The following is a 14018-nucleotide window of genomic DNA, read 5'->3' on the forward strand; positions in this document are numbered from 1 at the left end:
CTACTTTTTTGTGTTAGGGATAGCAGCTGGCTACCTTGTAGCGCGAATAGCCCGACCCCAGGTAATTGGGGGAACACCCTTATATTTCTTCTGCTATTTTTAACGCTTTTGTTAATGCTCCTAGTTTATTGTATACTTCTTGTAATTCATTCTCTTCATTTGATTCATTAACCAATCCGGCTCCTGCTTGCCAGTGTAATTTGTGATTTTTACTTAGAAAAGTACGGATCATAATGGCGTGATTAAAGTTTCCTGAAAAATCCATAAAACCAATTGCTCCCCCATAGAAATCACGATTTACGTTTTCGTATTTTTCGATAAGTTGCATGGCCATGTGTTTTGGCGCACCACTTAATGTACCTGCCGGGAAAGTATCTCCTACTATTTGCATAGTGGAGGTATCTTTATGTTTTTTGCTGGTCACTTTACTAACCAAATGGATCACATGAGAATAAAACTGAACTTCTCTATAGGTTTCTACAGTAACATGATTTCCGTTTCTACTTAGGTCGTTACGTGCAAGGTCTACTAACATCACATGTTCTGCATTTTCTTTTTCATCTACAGATAGTTTTTTTGCTAATTCTGCATCTTGCTCATCATTACCTGTACGTTTAAAAGTACCTGCAATTGGATGAATCTCGGCAATATCATCTTTTACAACGAGTTGTGCCTCGGGAGAACTACCAAATATTTTAAAATCACCATAATCAAAGTAAAATAGGTAAGGCGAAGGATTAACGCTGCGTAATGCTCTGTAGACATTAAATTCGTCTCCTTTAAATTTTTGTGAAAAACGCTTGGATAGTACTAATTGAAATACATCCCCGCGATGACAATGTTTTTTGGCAAGGGAAACATGTTCTTTATATTGTTCGTCGTTAAGGTTAGAGGTTGTATCCCCAACTGTCTCAAAATTATAGGAGGCAAAATTTTTGACTTTAAGTAGCGATTCTATTTCGGCAATATTACTTTCTGATTCATAGCAATGCGCAAAAATATAGGCTTCATTAGTAAAATTACTAATGGCAATAATATTTTGATATACTGTATATTGTATGTCGGGTATATGTAAACCATTTTCTTTTTTAGTAATAGAAATATCCTCAAAATATCGAACCGCATCATAAGAGATATAACCAAAAAGACCATTGTTAATGAATTTAAACTCGCTTTTTGAGGTTACAAATTTTTTGCCAAATTGCTCAATAACTTCGGCAATATTAGTGTCGTCTGTGATACGTGTTTCTTCGATACTCTTATCAGGAAAGGATTGGTAAATAGTTTCGTTTTCTACCTTGATATTGGCGATTGGATTACAGCAGATATAAGAAAAGCTATTTTCACTACCTCGGTAATCGTTGTTTTCTAGTAATAAACTATTAGGAAAACGATCTCTGATTTTTAGATAAACACTTACCGGAGTAAAGGTGTCTGCCAGAATTTGTTTGAAATGTGTGGTTAATTTATAAGTCATTTTGCGTTTTTAATTTTTAATTACAATCCTTGTTTAGGGAACAAAAAAAAGGCTTGTCGTGATTCGACAAGCCTTTGATATGTTTACTTAACACAATGATAGGAGCTATCTCACGACGTTTTCGTTTTGAGATGACCACCACCAATTATTTGTTAAGATTGTTTTCATTTTTTATTTATTGGGCCAAATATATAAATTAATTATAATTAAGAACAATAAAAAATTACATTTTTAAACTAACAGCTAATTCAAATTCGTCATTGATCGCTTTATCACCTAGGTTATCAAAGAAACTTCCTGATCCGTATTTGATGTCATACTTAGTTCTGTCAACTTTAAGTGTTGTTGATGCAGTACCTCCATTCACGGCAAGAATAAATTTGATTGGATTTGTTTTTCCTTTAATGGTAAGATCACCGGCTACTGTATAACCTTTATCTGTTTTTTTGGTTTTTGTAACCACTAATTTGGCATTTTTATGATTAGCTATTCCAAAGAAATCATCAGAACTTAAGTGCCCTTCTAATTTTTCTTTTCCTTTTCCAGCTTCAAGATCAGTAACGGCAAGTGAGGTCATATCTACTACAAATTCGCCACCTGTAATGTTATCGCCATCAAATACTAAAAACCCTTTTGATAGTTTTAGTGTTCCCGTATGCGATCCTGTAACTTTTTTACCTGTCCAGTTAATTGTACTTTCTGAAGTTTTGATTTCTTTCTTTTGTGCGAAAGTAGATGTTGTAGCAACTACTGCAATTGCTAAGAATAATGATTTAAGTCTAGTTTTCATGATTGTTAAAAAATTAATAGTTATTTATTGAGTTAGAATTTCGAAGTTTGTTTAATAATTCATTTAATTGAATTAAATCTTCTGTAGAAAAATTTGAAGTAACTCTATTTTCAAATTCATCCATTATGGGACTTACTTTATCCAAAAATTTTTTTCCTTGTTCTGTAATAGTAATTTCAACTTTTCTTCGATTAGATTCGCAGATTATACGTTTTACATAGCCTTTGTTAATGAGTTTATCTACTAATCGGGTTGTATTACTCATTTTGGTAACCATTCTTTCTTGTATGGTAGAGAGGTTGGCCGGCTTATCCTTTTGCCCCTTTAAGATTCGGAGTACATTAAATTGTTGAAGAGAAATATCAAAAGCTTTTAATTTGATATTGATTTTATCCATTATCCAGTTTTCCGTATATAATAAATTTATTACGACTTTTTTAGGTAGCGGAAGTTCAATTTCTGTTTTTATAATCTTTTCTATATTCAATTGTATCTACAATATTTGTCTATACAAATGTATGTTAATTTTTATTTCAAAAATTGTAAAATGTTATTAATTCTTTGTTAAATTCAAGTTTTGAGATCAGGTTTAATAGTATTATTGTGATTTAGAAAAGTATCGTTGTTGAGTTAAACAATTGTGAAAAATTCTGAAAATATTTAGATAAAATATAGAAACCTTGTTAATTTTCTTTTACGTAATTAATGGTTTTGATACATTAGTATGATGTCGAGATTAATTTTATATACCGTATTTATTGTGCTTTTTACTAACTGTAAAGGAGAGCAACAGACTGTGGCTCTTGATGCAACAGATGTTTTCGAAAGTAGAGGTGTAGAAATACCTGTGTATGATTTTGAAAGTTTTAAGCCATTATTATCGATTAATGACGGAAAAGTAAGAGTGATTAATTTCTGGGCTACCTGGTGTAAGCCATGTGTGGCCGAGTTACCTTATTTTGAGTTGATCAACAGTAGGTATCCCAAGGATAAAGTTGAGGTGATTTTGGTAAGCCTGGATTTGCCCAGTCAAGTAGAAGCTAAGTTAATTCCATTTGTTAAAAAACAAAAAATAGGAAGTGAAGTCATATTATTAGATGATCCAGATGCAAATAGCTGGATTCCTGAAGTTAATGCTGAATGGTCGGGTTCTATTCCGGCAACAATCATATATAAAGATGGAAATAGTAATTTTTATGAAAGATCTTTTACCTATAATGAATTAGAAAAAGAACTTAAAAAAATGCTGTAATCACCTATATGTATCAAAGAATAGATTAAAAAATAAACCAATGAAAACTTTAAAGATTCTGGTTGGAGTAGCTTTTGTAATAGCAATAAGTGCATTTGCATTAGATAAAGTATCTGGTGCTAAAATTGATAAAGGATATTCGATTGGAGATGTTGCTACAGATTTTAAACTTAAAAATGTAGACGACTCATTAGTGTCCTTAGAAGACTATAAAGATGCCAAAGGATTTATTGTGGTTTTTACATGTAACCATTGTCCGTACTCAGTGGCATACGAAGATAGAATTATAGCGTTGGATGCTACTTTTAAAACAAAGGGATATCCTGTTGTGGCTATAAATCCTAATAACCCAAAGGCCTATCCAGATGATAGTTTTGATAATATGAAAATAAGAGCAAATGATAAAGGGTTTACTTTCCCGTATTTGTTTGATGATGGACAAAAAATATATCCACAGTATGGAGCTACAAAAACTCCTCATGTCTATGTTCTGGAGAAAACACCTCAAGGTAATATCGTTCGATATATAGGGGCTATTGATAATAACTATAAAGATGCATCGGCAGCCGATCAAAAATATGTCGAAGATGCTGTAAATGCTTTATTAAAAGGAGAAAAAGTTCCTGTAGAAGTCACAAAAGCTATAGGTTGTAGCATTAAGGCATAATATTTTTCTGATTTTTTAATAAATTGAAGGTGTAGTTTTACTACAATTAATGAACTACTTTTTATATTTGTAAGGAGTAAAAAAAACAAAAGTCCAATTTTAGTAGAACACATTTTATAATGGCAGAAGATATCACTCAAGAAGAATGGCAAGAGCAAATCGCTAATGACAATAATGCAGTAATTTTAGATGTAAGAACAGAAGAAGAAGTAGAAGACGGTTATATACCTAATATGCTTAATGTAGATATTCGTCAGGGACAAGGTTTTCTTGATGAAATAGGAAAGCTGGATAAAACTAAAAATTACTATGTATACTGCCGTTCTGGAGCACGTAGTGCCCAGGCATGTATGTTAATGAATCAAATGGGATTCGAAACTACATATAATTTGGTAGGTGGTTTTATGAATTGGGAAGGTGAAATCGTAGAAGAGTAGAATACACTTTATGAAAATCAAATCATTTTTAATAGTCATTTGTATTGCTTCTGTATTGCTTAATTGTAAACAGGTCGAAGAAGATGCTGTTGTAGAAGTAATTACTGTTGAAGAAATGGATGAGCTATTAGAAATGGGTAAAGTACAACTTATCGATGTAAGAACACCGAGTGAGTATGCCCAGGGATATATTGAAGGGGCTGTAAATATCGATTTTAGAGATGAAAATTTTGAAGATTTAATTTCTAAAATCGATAAAACAAAACCCGTAATTGTATATTGTGCCCGTGGAGGAAGAAGTAATAAATGCTCTAACTATATGAAAAAAGCAGGATTTACTAAAATCTACGATCTCGATGGTGGTATTACAGAATGGAAGTTTAAAAAGAAAAAGGTGATCAAATAAAATTTATTACTTTATACTTATCTACGTTATACACTAAAAGGCAAGTCCCTTATAAAAAGTATCATTAACTAATCTTGCACTCCCTAGTAATATTGCTTTTTCCTGAAGTTCGCTTTTGTGTATTTTTACATGACAATCCTGAGCATTTATTTTTTTCTCTAACTCATTAGCAAAAAAAGGCCATGCTTTGGCAATATTACCTCCTATAACTATAGCTTCTGCATTATAAGATTTTAACCAGGGACTTAAAAATTCGGCGAGATTTTCTGAAAACTCATTAAAAACCTGTTGTACTGCAGCATCATTTTCTAAAGAAGCTTCTGTAAGTTCTTTAACATTATTAATCGTAATATCTGTAAGCTCTTTATATCTTTTGATAAACCATCGAGTAGAAAAATAATCATCTGCAATCCCATCTTTATATGAGATGTGATACAGCTCTCCATCTTTAGGAATTCCATCTCCAGAAAGGATCGGAAGTCCGTGAAACAGAAAAGAAGCCCCAAAACCTGCACCCAATATTATCCCTAATCCTCTTCGGATTGATTTAAGTTTTCCTTTCCATACCTCACCAATACCAAAACAAGCAGCATCATTGTAAAAGCGTATCGGAATATCATCGGATAATTGTAACTTTTTTTTCAATATTTCTTTAATATTTGCGCAAAAAAGAGATGCATATTTTTGTTTCATTTTGAAAGCAAAAATTCCATTATAATAATCAAATGGCCCAGGTATAGCGATACCAATTCCTTCTAGAGAATCATCTGCCAGAGTATCTATAACTTTCTGTATTGCAAACAACCATCGTTCTAATATTTCATTAGCTTCAGCGGTATTATCTACAGTAATAGAAACTAGATTAGCTTCTGATAATTTATTTGTTTTGGTGTCTATTCCGGCTACAGTAATATAATTACCTCCAATATCTACTCCTAATATCATTTGTTGTATATAGTCTGTTTAAATAACACTAACTAAAAAAGCTAGTCGTTAAAATTACAATTTAAAATAGTTTTTGCTTTGATTATTATTAATTATTCTTTCTGTAAATTGAATTGCATAGCAAACCCCAAGTCATAGCCTTGGGGTTCTTATTGTATTTTTTTGTTAAGGTATAGTATTCACCTTGTCTTGTTAAGGTATATAGTATATAGATGTAATACTATTCTATACTTTTTGGAGTGCTTTGCATTTCAAAAATAATCTCTCCACCATTTATAATATCATTATGAGAAAGAGTAGTAGTATTGAGAACTCTACCATTTACCGTCACCCGGTTTACATAGATATTATCTTTACTTTGATTTTTTGCTATGATTGTAAGCTCTTTTCCGTTTTCCAGATGTAGTACAGCTTCTTTAACCAGAGGGCTTCCTATTGCATAATTAGGAGATCCTGGGGTAACCGGGTAAAACCCTAAACTACTAAATATATACCATGCACTCATTTGCCCTGCATCATCATTACCACACAATCCATCTACCGTAGGTCCATACATAGTATCCATAATCATACGAACACGTTCCTGGGTTTTATGTGGTTTCCCTGTCCAGTTATATAAATAAGGGATATGATGCCCCGGTTCATTGCCATGTACATAATTACCTATAATTCCGTCTCGAGTTATGTCTTCATGCTTTTCTATATACTTGTCTTCTAATTTCATGGTAAATAAAGAATCCAGGTGTTGGCTAAATCGTTCGTTTCCTCCCATCATTTTTACCATTTTTTCTAGTTGATGAGGTACATATAAACCATAATTCCATGCATTTCCTTCAATAAACCCTTGCCCGTGCGTATCTAAGGGATCAAACTCTTTTCTAAATTCACCATTAGATAGTTTTGGGCGCATATATCCAATTTTGGGATCATATACGTTGTTATAATACTCTGATCTATTTAGAAATTGATCTGTGGTTTTCTTATCTCCTGTACTATTTGCAATCTGTGCAATACACCAATCATTGTAAGCTAATTCTAATGTTTTAGAAACCGAAGAGTGGCTTTTATCATCGGGAACATATTGATATTTGATATAATCTCCTAAACCATCAAAATAGGGTACGTTGGCAGTACTTACTGATGCAGAAAGGGCTTTGTTTTTATCAAAATCTCCAACATTTTTGGCGATAGCATCTGCTATTACCGAAGTTGCATGATAGCCTATCATACACCAGTTTTCGTTAGCATAATGACTCCAGATCGGTAACATATGATGTACGCTTTGTTCTTGATGCGCAAGCATTGATTTGATCATGTCGTTATTACGACTGGGTTGTGTAATATTAAACAAAGGATGCAAGGCTCTATATGTATCCCACAACGAGAAAATCGAGTAGTTTGTAAAATCTTCAGAAGTATGAATATTTTGATCCAATCCAAGATAACTACCATCTACATCTTCATAGATAATTGGGCTGAGCATAGTGTGGTATAAAGCACTATAAAAAGTAGTTTTGTCTGCTTCGGTAATCGTTTTTACTTCTATTTTAGATAATTCGTTATCCCATTTATTCTCGGTTTTCTGTTTTGTTTTGTCAAAATCCCAACCTGGTAGTTCTGACTGCAGATTTTTTAATGCCCCATTGGTACTAACAGAGGATAATGCAAATTTAATACTGATTTTTTCGTTGGTTTTTGTATCAAAATTAAAATATGCTCGAATGTCTTTTCCTGCCATTTCAGGAAAATTTTCCTGTTGCTCAAAACGACGATAAAATCCATCGTATTTTACAGTATCGTACTTTTTGTGTCCGTAACTACTAAAAGGCTTAGAGAACTGCATAGCAAAAAATACTTTTTTGGTTCTAGCCCATCCTTTGGTTTGTCGATATCCGGTTACTAAAGAATCATTTTCTACTCGTAAGAATGTCCACACATTTTTATTATCATGATGGTAAACATTGTAAACTAAGTCCAAAATAATATGTGCATCTTTTGTTTCTGGGAACGTATATTGATGAAACCCTACACGTTCTGTTGCAGTAAGCTCTGCGGTAATGTTATAATCCTTTAATTCTACTCTGTAGTATCCTGGAGAAGCATACTCTTGATCATGAGAGAACGTAGAATAAAACCCTTTAGAACCATCAGCAGTTTTTAAGGGATCGAGTACTAAACTCCCTGTTGTTGGCATTACCAAAAAATCTCCCAGATCAGAGTGCCCTGTACCGCTTAAATTGGTGTGAGAAAAACCTAGTATGGTAGAATCTCTATGTTGATAACCAGCACAATATTCATAAGTTTCTCTGTTGTAACTACCATCTTCATTAAACATTACTTCAAAATTCGTTTGTGGGCTTAGCTGTACCATTCCGAATGGTGCTGTTGCTCCCGGATATGTATGTCCCATTTTACTGGTACCGATAAATGGATTGACATATTTTGTAAACCCCGTTTTTTTAATAATTTTTGGTATAGAATCCTCGGCTACAGGATCTGTAGAGTCTTTCTTGCATGAAGAAAAACAAAGTATCGCTGCTAGTATAATTGATAGATATTTCATTACGATATGATTTTTATGTTCACTTTTAATAAAAGTTTTAGCTTTTAAAATTTTAGTATATAGAGTGATGAGTGTTTATTTTTAAGTATTAGCTTTTCTTCTGCCATAAAAGACTATATAGATATAGCAGATTAAAACAAGGACCAGTGCGGTCTTAAACCCTGTTTGATCAGAAAGTAACCCAAATAGGGGAGGGATTATTGCGCCACCAACAATCATAGTACATAAAACACCAGATGCTTGTGGTTTTAAATCATCTAACCCTTCTATAGATAAAGAAAATATAGTTGGGAACATAATAGAATTAAATAATCCTACTGCCAGGATACTCCACATGGCTATAAAACCAGATGTTGACATAGATATTAAAATCAATAGGGTAGCACCAATAGCAAAGAAACTTAAAACCTTTGCAGGTTTTATAATTTTGGTTAGATGTGCTCCTATAAACCGACCAATCATTGCGCCGCTCCAATAAAAAGTAACAAAAGCACCTACTATTGCTTTATTGTCTAGTGTGTGACTTTCTGCCCCCAAAATCCCTTCAGAAATACTTTTCATAAATGTACTCTCTTTGATTAGAGATGCCAGGTTCATATCCAAAAAATAATTAATTAAATAACTACCTATAGCAACTTCGGCTCCGACATATACAAATATTCCAATAGCTCCCATCACCAAAGATTTACTTTGTAAAGCTTTTATGTATCCACCTTTTGGGCTACTTTTTATTAGCTTAGGAAGTTTGATAAATATAAAGATAAAGGCCAGGATGGTTACAAATATGGCAATTCCCACGAAAGGGGATTGAACCGCAGCTGCCTCTGAAATATAATAATTTTCTTTATCTAGAGTATTTAAAGCGGCAATTTCCTGAGGGGTTTTAACTTTGTCACTTAAAATAAACATAGCTCCAATAGCCGGAGCGATGGTGGTACCTAGGGAATTAAAAGCCTGAGACAAGTTAAGCCTGCTCGAAGCGCCTTCCTCAGAACCTAATACAGCTACATATGGATTAGCAGCAACTTGTAGAATAGTAATCCCGCTTGCTACTACAAAGTATGCTAGCATAAAAATACTAAATTCGCGATACGATGCTGCAGGATAAAATAATAAACATCCTGTTGCCAGGGTTAATAAACCCAGTATAATCCCTTTTTTATACCCAATTTTAGATAGAATAAACCCAGAAGGAATTGATAATAAAAAATAGGCTCCAAAAAACGCAAATTGAACTAATCCAGCCTGAAAGTAATTTAACGTAAAAACTTCCCGAAGTCTTGGGATTAGAGAATCGACGAGTACCGTTATAAATCCCCATAAAAAAAATAGGGAAGTCAAAAATATAAAAGCACTTTTATATGTTGTACTGTTTTTCAAAATAGTGTTTTTTTAAGATTATAATTTGTTTTATCTTTTAATATTGTATTGCTATGCTTTACTCTTTTGCCAATATACTTCCTTTATATAATTCTAAAAACAGAGGCTCTCATAAAACATATTGTTAACCAGACGTGCCCCACCTAATAAAATTGCCTTTTCTTTTAATTCGCTTTGGTATATTTTGGTATTACATCCCTGATTTTTTAATTCCATATTCAGGTTATCTGCAAAAGAGTTCCATGCTTTAGATATGTTCCCTCCAATTACAACTGCCTCTGCATTATAATCTTGTAACCATGGAGACAGGAAGATGGCTAAATTTTTGGAAAATTCATTGAATATTTGATCTGCATACAGGTTAGAGTTCGAATCCGTAATTAAATCTTTTACTCCGCGTATTGTATTTCCTGTTGCTTCCTTATATTTTTTAATAAACCAACGGGTAGAGAAATACTCATCTGCTATACCATTTTTAAAAGGAATATTGTATAGTTCCCCATTTTTTGGGACACCATCTCCAGAAAGTACGGGGAGTCCTTGTAATAAAAAGGTAGCTCCGAAACCGGTACCTAAAGTTATAGCTAGTGCTTTTTCTGTAGACTTAAGTTTTCCTTTCCAGAATTCTCCTATGCCAAAACAGGCTGCATCATTATAAAATCGTAATGGTGTAGTAGCTGATAATGCTAATCGGTCACTAATTATTTCTCTAATGCTTATACCAAAAAGAGAAGTGAACTTATTCTTCATTTTATAGGCGAAAATTCCTTGATGGTAGTCAAAAGGCCCTGGCAATGCTATGCATATTCCTTCAAGAGGTTCATTGCCAAGAGCATCTATACTTTTTTGTAAAGCATAAATCCATTGATCAATAATCTCGCTTGCTTGAGCGGTGCTGTCTACTTTTATTGAAATTAAATTAGAATCTGGTATTTCATGGTTTTTGGTATCAATGCGGGCTACAGTAATATGACTACCTCCTATATCTACTCCTAATATCATTTTTTATTCTATGTTTTTGTGTGTTAGTTGTTACCTATGCTGCCAACGGTTAAGTTTATTTTTGCTGTTTTTTCTAAAGTCATGGATTAGATTTCTTTTTATTGTGATCTGCCATATGATAAAGATAAGAGGTGTCAATTTCTGTTTTCTCAAAATCAGGACCACTCCATAATGCTTTTAGCCCGATATTATCTGAACATTGAAAATATCGTATCGTAAATTTATGCAGTCCTTTAGATAAAATTATATCGTTTTTTTGAATAAAACTAAATGATTTTCTTCCATCACTTTCAAACAATTCTTTACCATCAATTAATAATTGAGCACCATCATTTGCGGCAATTTCAAAATTATATACACCATTTTTGGGAATATTGATAAATCCATCAAATTCGAAACCTATCCATTCGTCTCGCAAACGAGATGCTATATTAATAGTTTGGACTTCTCCTTTTTGTATAGGATCTTCTTGTAGAAAATCGTAAACAGATCGAAAAATACCTTCGTAATATTTATATGAAAGTCCGCTTTTAAGTTTGGTTTTTAATTTCTTTGGGTCTATACTCTCTAGTTTCTCTAGAGATATTGTTGTTGTATAACTAGATATTAAACTATTTTTGAAAGCTTTGATTTTAAGCTCTGTAGATTTTTTTATCTCGAAAGGAGAGCTGTATCGCATACTGTTTTTTGTGGGCTCACTACCATCAAGTGTATAGTATATATCTGCATTTTCTGTATCGCAACCTAGAACAATTGTTTTAGTATCTAAAAATGTGGTGTGATCAGATTTTAGATATGGGATGCTTACTGTTCTTTTGGTATCTGATAATGGTCTGTTTGATGGATCAATACCCCAATCTTTATTGGGAATATCTGTCATTTCAAAAACTAATTCTCCTCCTTTCAGAATATCTTCGTGTTTTAGATATGTGTTAGGATATTCTTTACCATTAAGTTTTAGTGAAGAAAAATGAATATTTTTTTCACTGGCATTATGAGCCAGTATTGTAAAGGTCTTTCCGTTATCGAGGTGAATTTCGGCCTTTTCAAAAGATGGACTTCCAATAACGTATTCTGAAGCTCCCGGGGTAACAGAGTAAAATCCTAAACTACTCAATACATACCATGCAGACATTTGCCCGCAATCATCATTTCCGCAGAGTCCATCAGGTTCAGAAGTATACATTTTGTTTAATATTTTATGAATAGTTTGTTGTGATTTCCAGGGTTTACCAGCATAGTTGTATAGGTAAGCGAGATGGTGGCTCGGCTCATTTCCGTGAGAGTATTGACCTAGTAGTCCAGAAACATCAGAATCTTCACTAATTTCTTCATCAAAATTTTTAGAGAAAAGATTGTCTAACCATTGATTAAAATTAGTGTCACCACCAACCAAATCAATTACACTTGCTATATCATGAGGGACAAACAGACTGTATTGGTATGAGTTTCCTTCTGTAAAGTTGAAATTATACGTTTTTTCGACAGATGTGGGGTTAAAATCTTCGTACCATTTTCTATTAGAGTATCGAGGTCTCATAAAACCTGTTTGCTGATCATATAGATTAACAAAAAATTGAGCTCTTCTCGAATATTCATTGTAGATATCTGTTTTATTTAGTGCTTTGGCCATTTGTGCAATACACCAATCATCATATGCATATTCTAGTGTTTTGGAAACAGATTGACTGCTTTTGTTTGAAGGTACAAAACCTAGTTCGGTATAATAGTTAATACCTCTTTTTTTTACATTAGAACTTTCTATCATGGCAGTTAATACTTTTTCGGCATTCACATCTGTTATTCCTTTTAGGTATGCATCTGCCATAACTGAAACCCCGTGATACCCAATCATACATCTTGTATCATTTGCGGCCAATTCCCACATAGGGATTTCTCCGTATTGTTCGTGTTTTTTTTGTAAGGTAACAACGATATCCCGGGTTACATCTGGCTCAATAATTGTTAATAATGGGTGTAGCCCTCTAAATGTATCCCAAAGAGAGAAAACCGTATAATTATTAAACCCTTTTGCGGTATGTATATTGTCATCCATTCCTCGGTATTGACCATCAATGTCGTTATATAAATTAGGGGTCAGAAGACTATGATATAGAGCGGTATAGAATATTTCTTTTTTATCTTCGTTGCTATCGGATATTGCTATTTTACTTAACGAAGTATTCCAGATTTTTTTAGCTTCTTTTCTAATTTCACCAAAGTTCCAATGTGGTAATTCTTTTTTTAGATTTTTCCTGGCTCCATCAATACTTACAGCAGATAATGCCACTTTTGCGATAACTTGATCTTCTGTACTGTCAAAATTAAGAGCAGCTATTATTTTCTTGTTATTAAATTTGGTTCCTGTAGTTACTGTTTTTTCTCCAGTAAGAATTTGATAAGATACGATAGGTTTAGAAAATTGTGCCACAAAATACTGGCGTTGATTACCAGCCCATGCCTTTGATCTTCGATACCCGGCAATTTCTGTTTCGCTTATGATTTCGAATGTTGCTTCTATTACCGGATCACGATGTTCTAGATCGATGATGATACTTGTTTTCTCTGCGTTTGGATATGTGTATCGATGTACTCCGACCCGTTTTGTAGTGGTTAGTTCTGTCTTTATTTTGTAATCATCCAGAGTAACCGAATAATATCCAGGTTCGGCAAATTCATTTTTGTGACTAAATCTGGAACGATATCCAGAATCTGGGTTTTCTGGAGTTCCAGCCTGAAATTGAACTTCTCCGGTTGTAGGCATGAGTAAAATATCACCTAAATCAGGAACTCCTGTTCCTGATAAATGTGTATGGGTAAATCCTATTATAGAAGTATCTGTGTAATCATATCCTGCACAGGCCGGCCAGCTGGTGTGGTCATTTCTGGTATCTGGACTTAATTGTACCATCCCGAAAGGAAGCATAGGGCCAGGAAATGTATGTCCGGGTGATTTTGTTCCGATAAAAACATCTACATAATCTACCGGCTTTTTTACTTCTTCTTTTTCTTTATTTGTGCAATGGATACCTAATCCTGCAATTATGAGGGTTAGGAGTATTCTTCTAAGCATAAACAATTTCATAACTCATTTATTTT

At 33.4% G+C, this 14018-nt stretch carries 12 protein-coding genes; 4 read left to right on the top strand and 8 right to left on the bottom strand.

Going from position 1 to position 14018, the window contains the following annotated elements; all coding sequences use genetic code 11:
- Positions 1–79 precede the first annotated feature (79 nt).
- The 3 genes from ATO12_RS17475 to ATO12_RS17485 all read right to left on the bottom strand — a co-directional run bounded on the left by ATO12_RS17475 (position 80) and on the right by ATO12_RS17485 (position 2664).
- Entirely contained in the window at positions 80–1477 is a 1398-nt protein-coding gene (locus ATO12_RS17475) for an anthranilate synthase component I family protein (RefSeq protein WP_034244208.1), read from the bottom strand.
- A gap of 223 nt (positions 1478–1700) precedes the next feature.
- On the bottom strand, positions 1701–2267 hold the full coding sequence (locus ATO12_RS17480) for a YceI family protein (protein WP_034244212.1): 567 nt from the start codon (positions 2265–2267) through the stop codon (positions 1701–1703).
- 13 nt (positions 2268–2280) lie between these two features.
- Positions 2281–2664: a MarR family winged helix-turn-helix transcriptional regulator gene (locus ATO12_RS17485; RefSeq protein ID WP_316932930.1), complete on the bottom strand. Its 384-nt coding sequence runs from the start codon at positions 2662–2664 to the stop codon at positions 2281–2283.
- A 330-nt stretch (positions 2665–2994) separates the two neighbouring features.
- Between ATO12_RS17485 and ATO12_RS17490 the strand changes: the two genes are divergently transcribed.
- From ATO12_RS17490 to ATO12_RS17505, 4 genes are all read left to right on the top strand, one after another.
- On the top strand, positions 2995–3519 hold the full coding sequence (locus ATO12_RS17490) for a TlpA disulfide reductase family protein (RefSeq protein ID WP_034244218.1): 525 nt from the start codon (positions 2995–2997) through the stop codon (positions 3517–3519).
- A gap of 40 nt (positions 3520–3559) precedes the next feature.
- Positions 3560–4186 (top strand): thioredoxin family protein, encoded by a 627-nt coding sequence (locus ATO12_RS17495; protein WP_034244221.1) that lies wholly within the window; start codon positions 3560–3562, stop codon positions 4184–4186.
- Positions 4187–4305: 119 nt separating this feature from the next.
- Entirely contained in the window at positions 4306–4623 is a 318-nt protein-coding gene (locus ATO12_RS17500) for a rhodanese-like domain-containing protein (protein WP_034244224.1), read from the top strand.
- Positions 4624–4633: 10 nt separating this feature from the next.
- Entirely contained in the window at positions 4634–5029 is a 396-nt protein-coding gene (locus ATO12_RS17505) for a rhodanese-like domain-containing protein (RefSeq protein ID WP_034244225.1), read from the top strand.
- 33 nt (positions 5030–5062) lie between these two features.
- On the opposite strand, the gene ATO12_RS17510 is transcribed toward ATO12_RS17505, so the two are convergent.
- The 5 genes from ATO12_RS17510 to ATO12_RS17530 all read right to left on the bottom strand — a co-directional run bounded on the left by ATO12_RS17510 (position 5063) and on the right by ATO12_RS17530 (position 14004).
- Entirely contained in the window at positions 5063–5974 is a 912-nt protein-coding gene (locus ATO12_RS17510; RefSeq protein ID WP_034244228.1) for an ROK family protein, read from the bottom strand.
- 220 nt (positions 5975–6194) lie between these two features.
- Entirely contained in the window at positions 6195–8537 is a 2343-nt protein-coding gene (locus tag ATO12_RS17515) for a GH92 family glycosyl hydrolase (protein WP_051575916.1), read from the bottom strand.
- Positions 8538–8618: 81 nt separating this feature from the next.
- Complete coding sequence (locus ATO12_RS17520) at positions 8619–9917, bottom strand: sugar MFS transporter (protein ID WP_034244232.1); 1299 nt, start codon at positions 9915–9917, stop codon at positions 8619–8621.
- A 93-nt stretch (positions 9918–10010) separates the two neighbouring features.
- The gene (locus tag ATO12_RS17525) at positions 10011–10919 is read right to left on the bottom strand and encodes an ROK family protein (protein ID WP_034244234.1); all 909 of its coding nucleotides are present in this window, start codon (positions 10917–10919) and stop codon (positions 10011–10013) included.
- Positions 10920–10998: 79 nt separating this feature from the next.
- Positions 10999–14004 carry a GH92 family glycosyl hydrolase gene (locus ATO12_RS17530; protein WP_081802103.1) on the bottom strand — a complete coding sequence of 1002 codons (3006 nt, stop codon included), beginning with the start codon at positions 14002–14004 and terminating at the stop codon, positions 10999–11001.
- Positions 14005–14018: the final 14 nt, after the last annotated feature.

This window comes from Aquimarina atlantica, from assembly GCF_000626715.1.
GTDB lineage: Bacteria > Bacteroidota > Bacteroidia > Flavobacteriales > Flavobacteriaceae > Aquimarina > Aquimarina atlantica.

What these genes read in the sequence shown, in the direction of transcription:
- ATO12_RS17495 (WP_034244221.1), top strand. Translation starts at nt 3,560, where the DNA reads ATGAAAACTTTAAAGATTCTGGTTGGAGTAGCTTTTGTAATAGCAATA.
- ATO12_RS17525 (WP_034244234.1), bottom strand. Translation starts at nt 10,919, where the DNA reads ATGATATTAGGAGTAGATATAGGAGGTAGTCATATTACTGTAGCCCGC.
- ATO12_RS17505 (WP_034244225.1), top strand. Translation starts at nt 4,634, where the DNA reads ATGAAAATCAAATCATTTTTAATAGTCATTTGTATTGCTTCTGTATTG.
- ATO12_RS17530 (WP_081802103.1), bottom strand. Translation starts at nt 14,004, where the DNA reads ATGAAATTGTTTATGCTTAGAAGAATACTCCTAACCCTCATAATTGCA.
- ATO12_RS17485 (WP_316932930.1), bottom strand. Translation starts at nt 2,664, where the DNA reads ATGGATAAAATCAATATCAAATTAAAAGCTTTTGATATTTCTCTTCAA.
- ATO12_RS17480 (WP_034244212.1), bottom strand. Translation starts at nt 2,267, where the DNA reads ATGAAAACTAGACTTAAATCATTATTCTTAGCAATTGCAGTAGTTGCT.
- ATO12_RS17515 (WP_051575916.1), bottom strand. Translation starts at nt 8,537, where the DNA reads ATGAAATATCTATCAATTATACTAGCAGCGATACTTTGTTTTTCTTCA.
- ATO12_RS17475 (WP_034244208.1), bottom strand. Translation starts at nt 1,477, where the DNA reads ATGACTTATAAATTAACCACACATTTCAAACAAATTCTGGCAGACACC.
- ATO12_RS17500 (WP_034244224.1), top strand. Translation starts at nt 4,306, where the DNA reads ATGGCAGAAGATATCACTCAAGAAGAATGGCAAGAGCAAATCGCTAAT.
- ATO12_RS17490 (WP_034244218.1), top strand. Translation starts at nt 2,995, where the DNA reads ATGTCGAGATTAATTTTATATACCGTATTTATTGTGCTTTTTACTAAC.
- ATO12_RS17510 (WP_034244228.1), bottom strand. Translation starts at nt 5,974, where the DNA reads ATGATATTAGGAGTAGATATTGGAGGTAATTATATTACTGTAGCCGGA.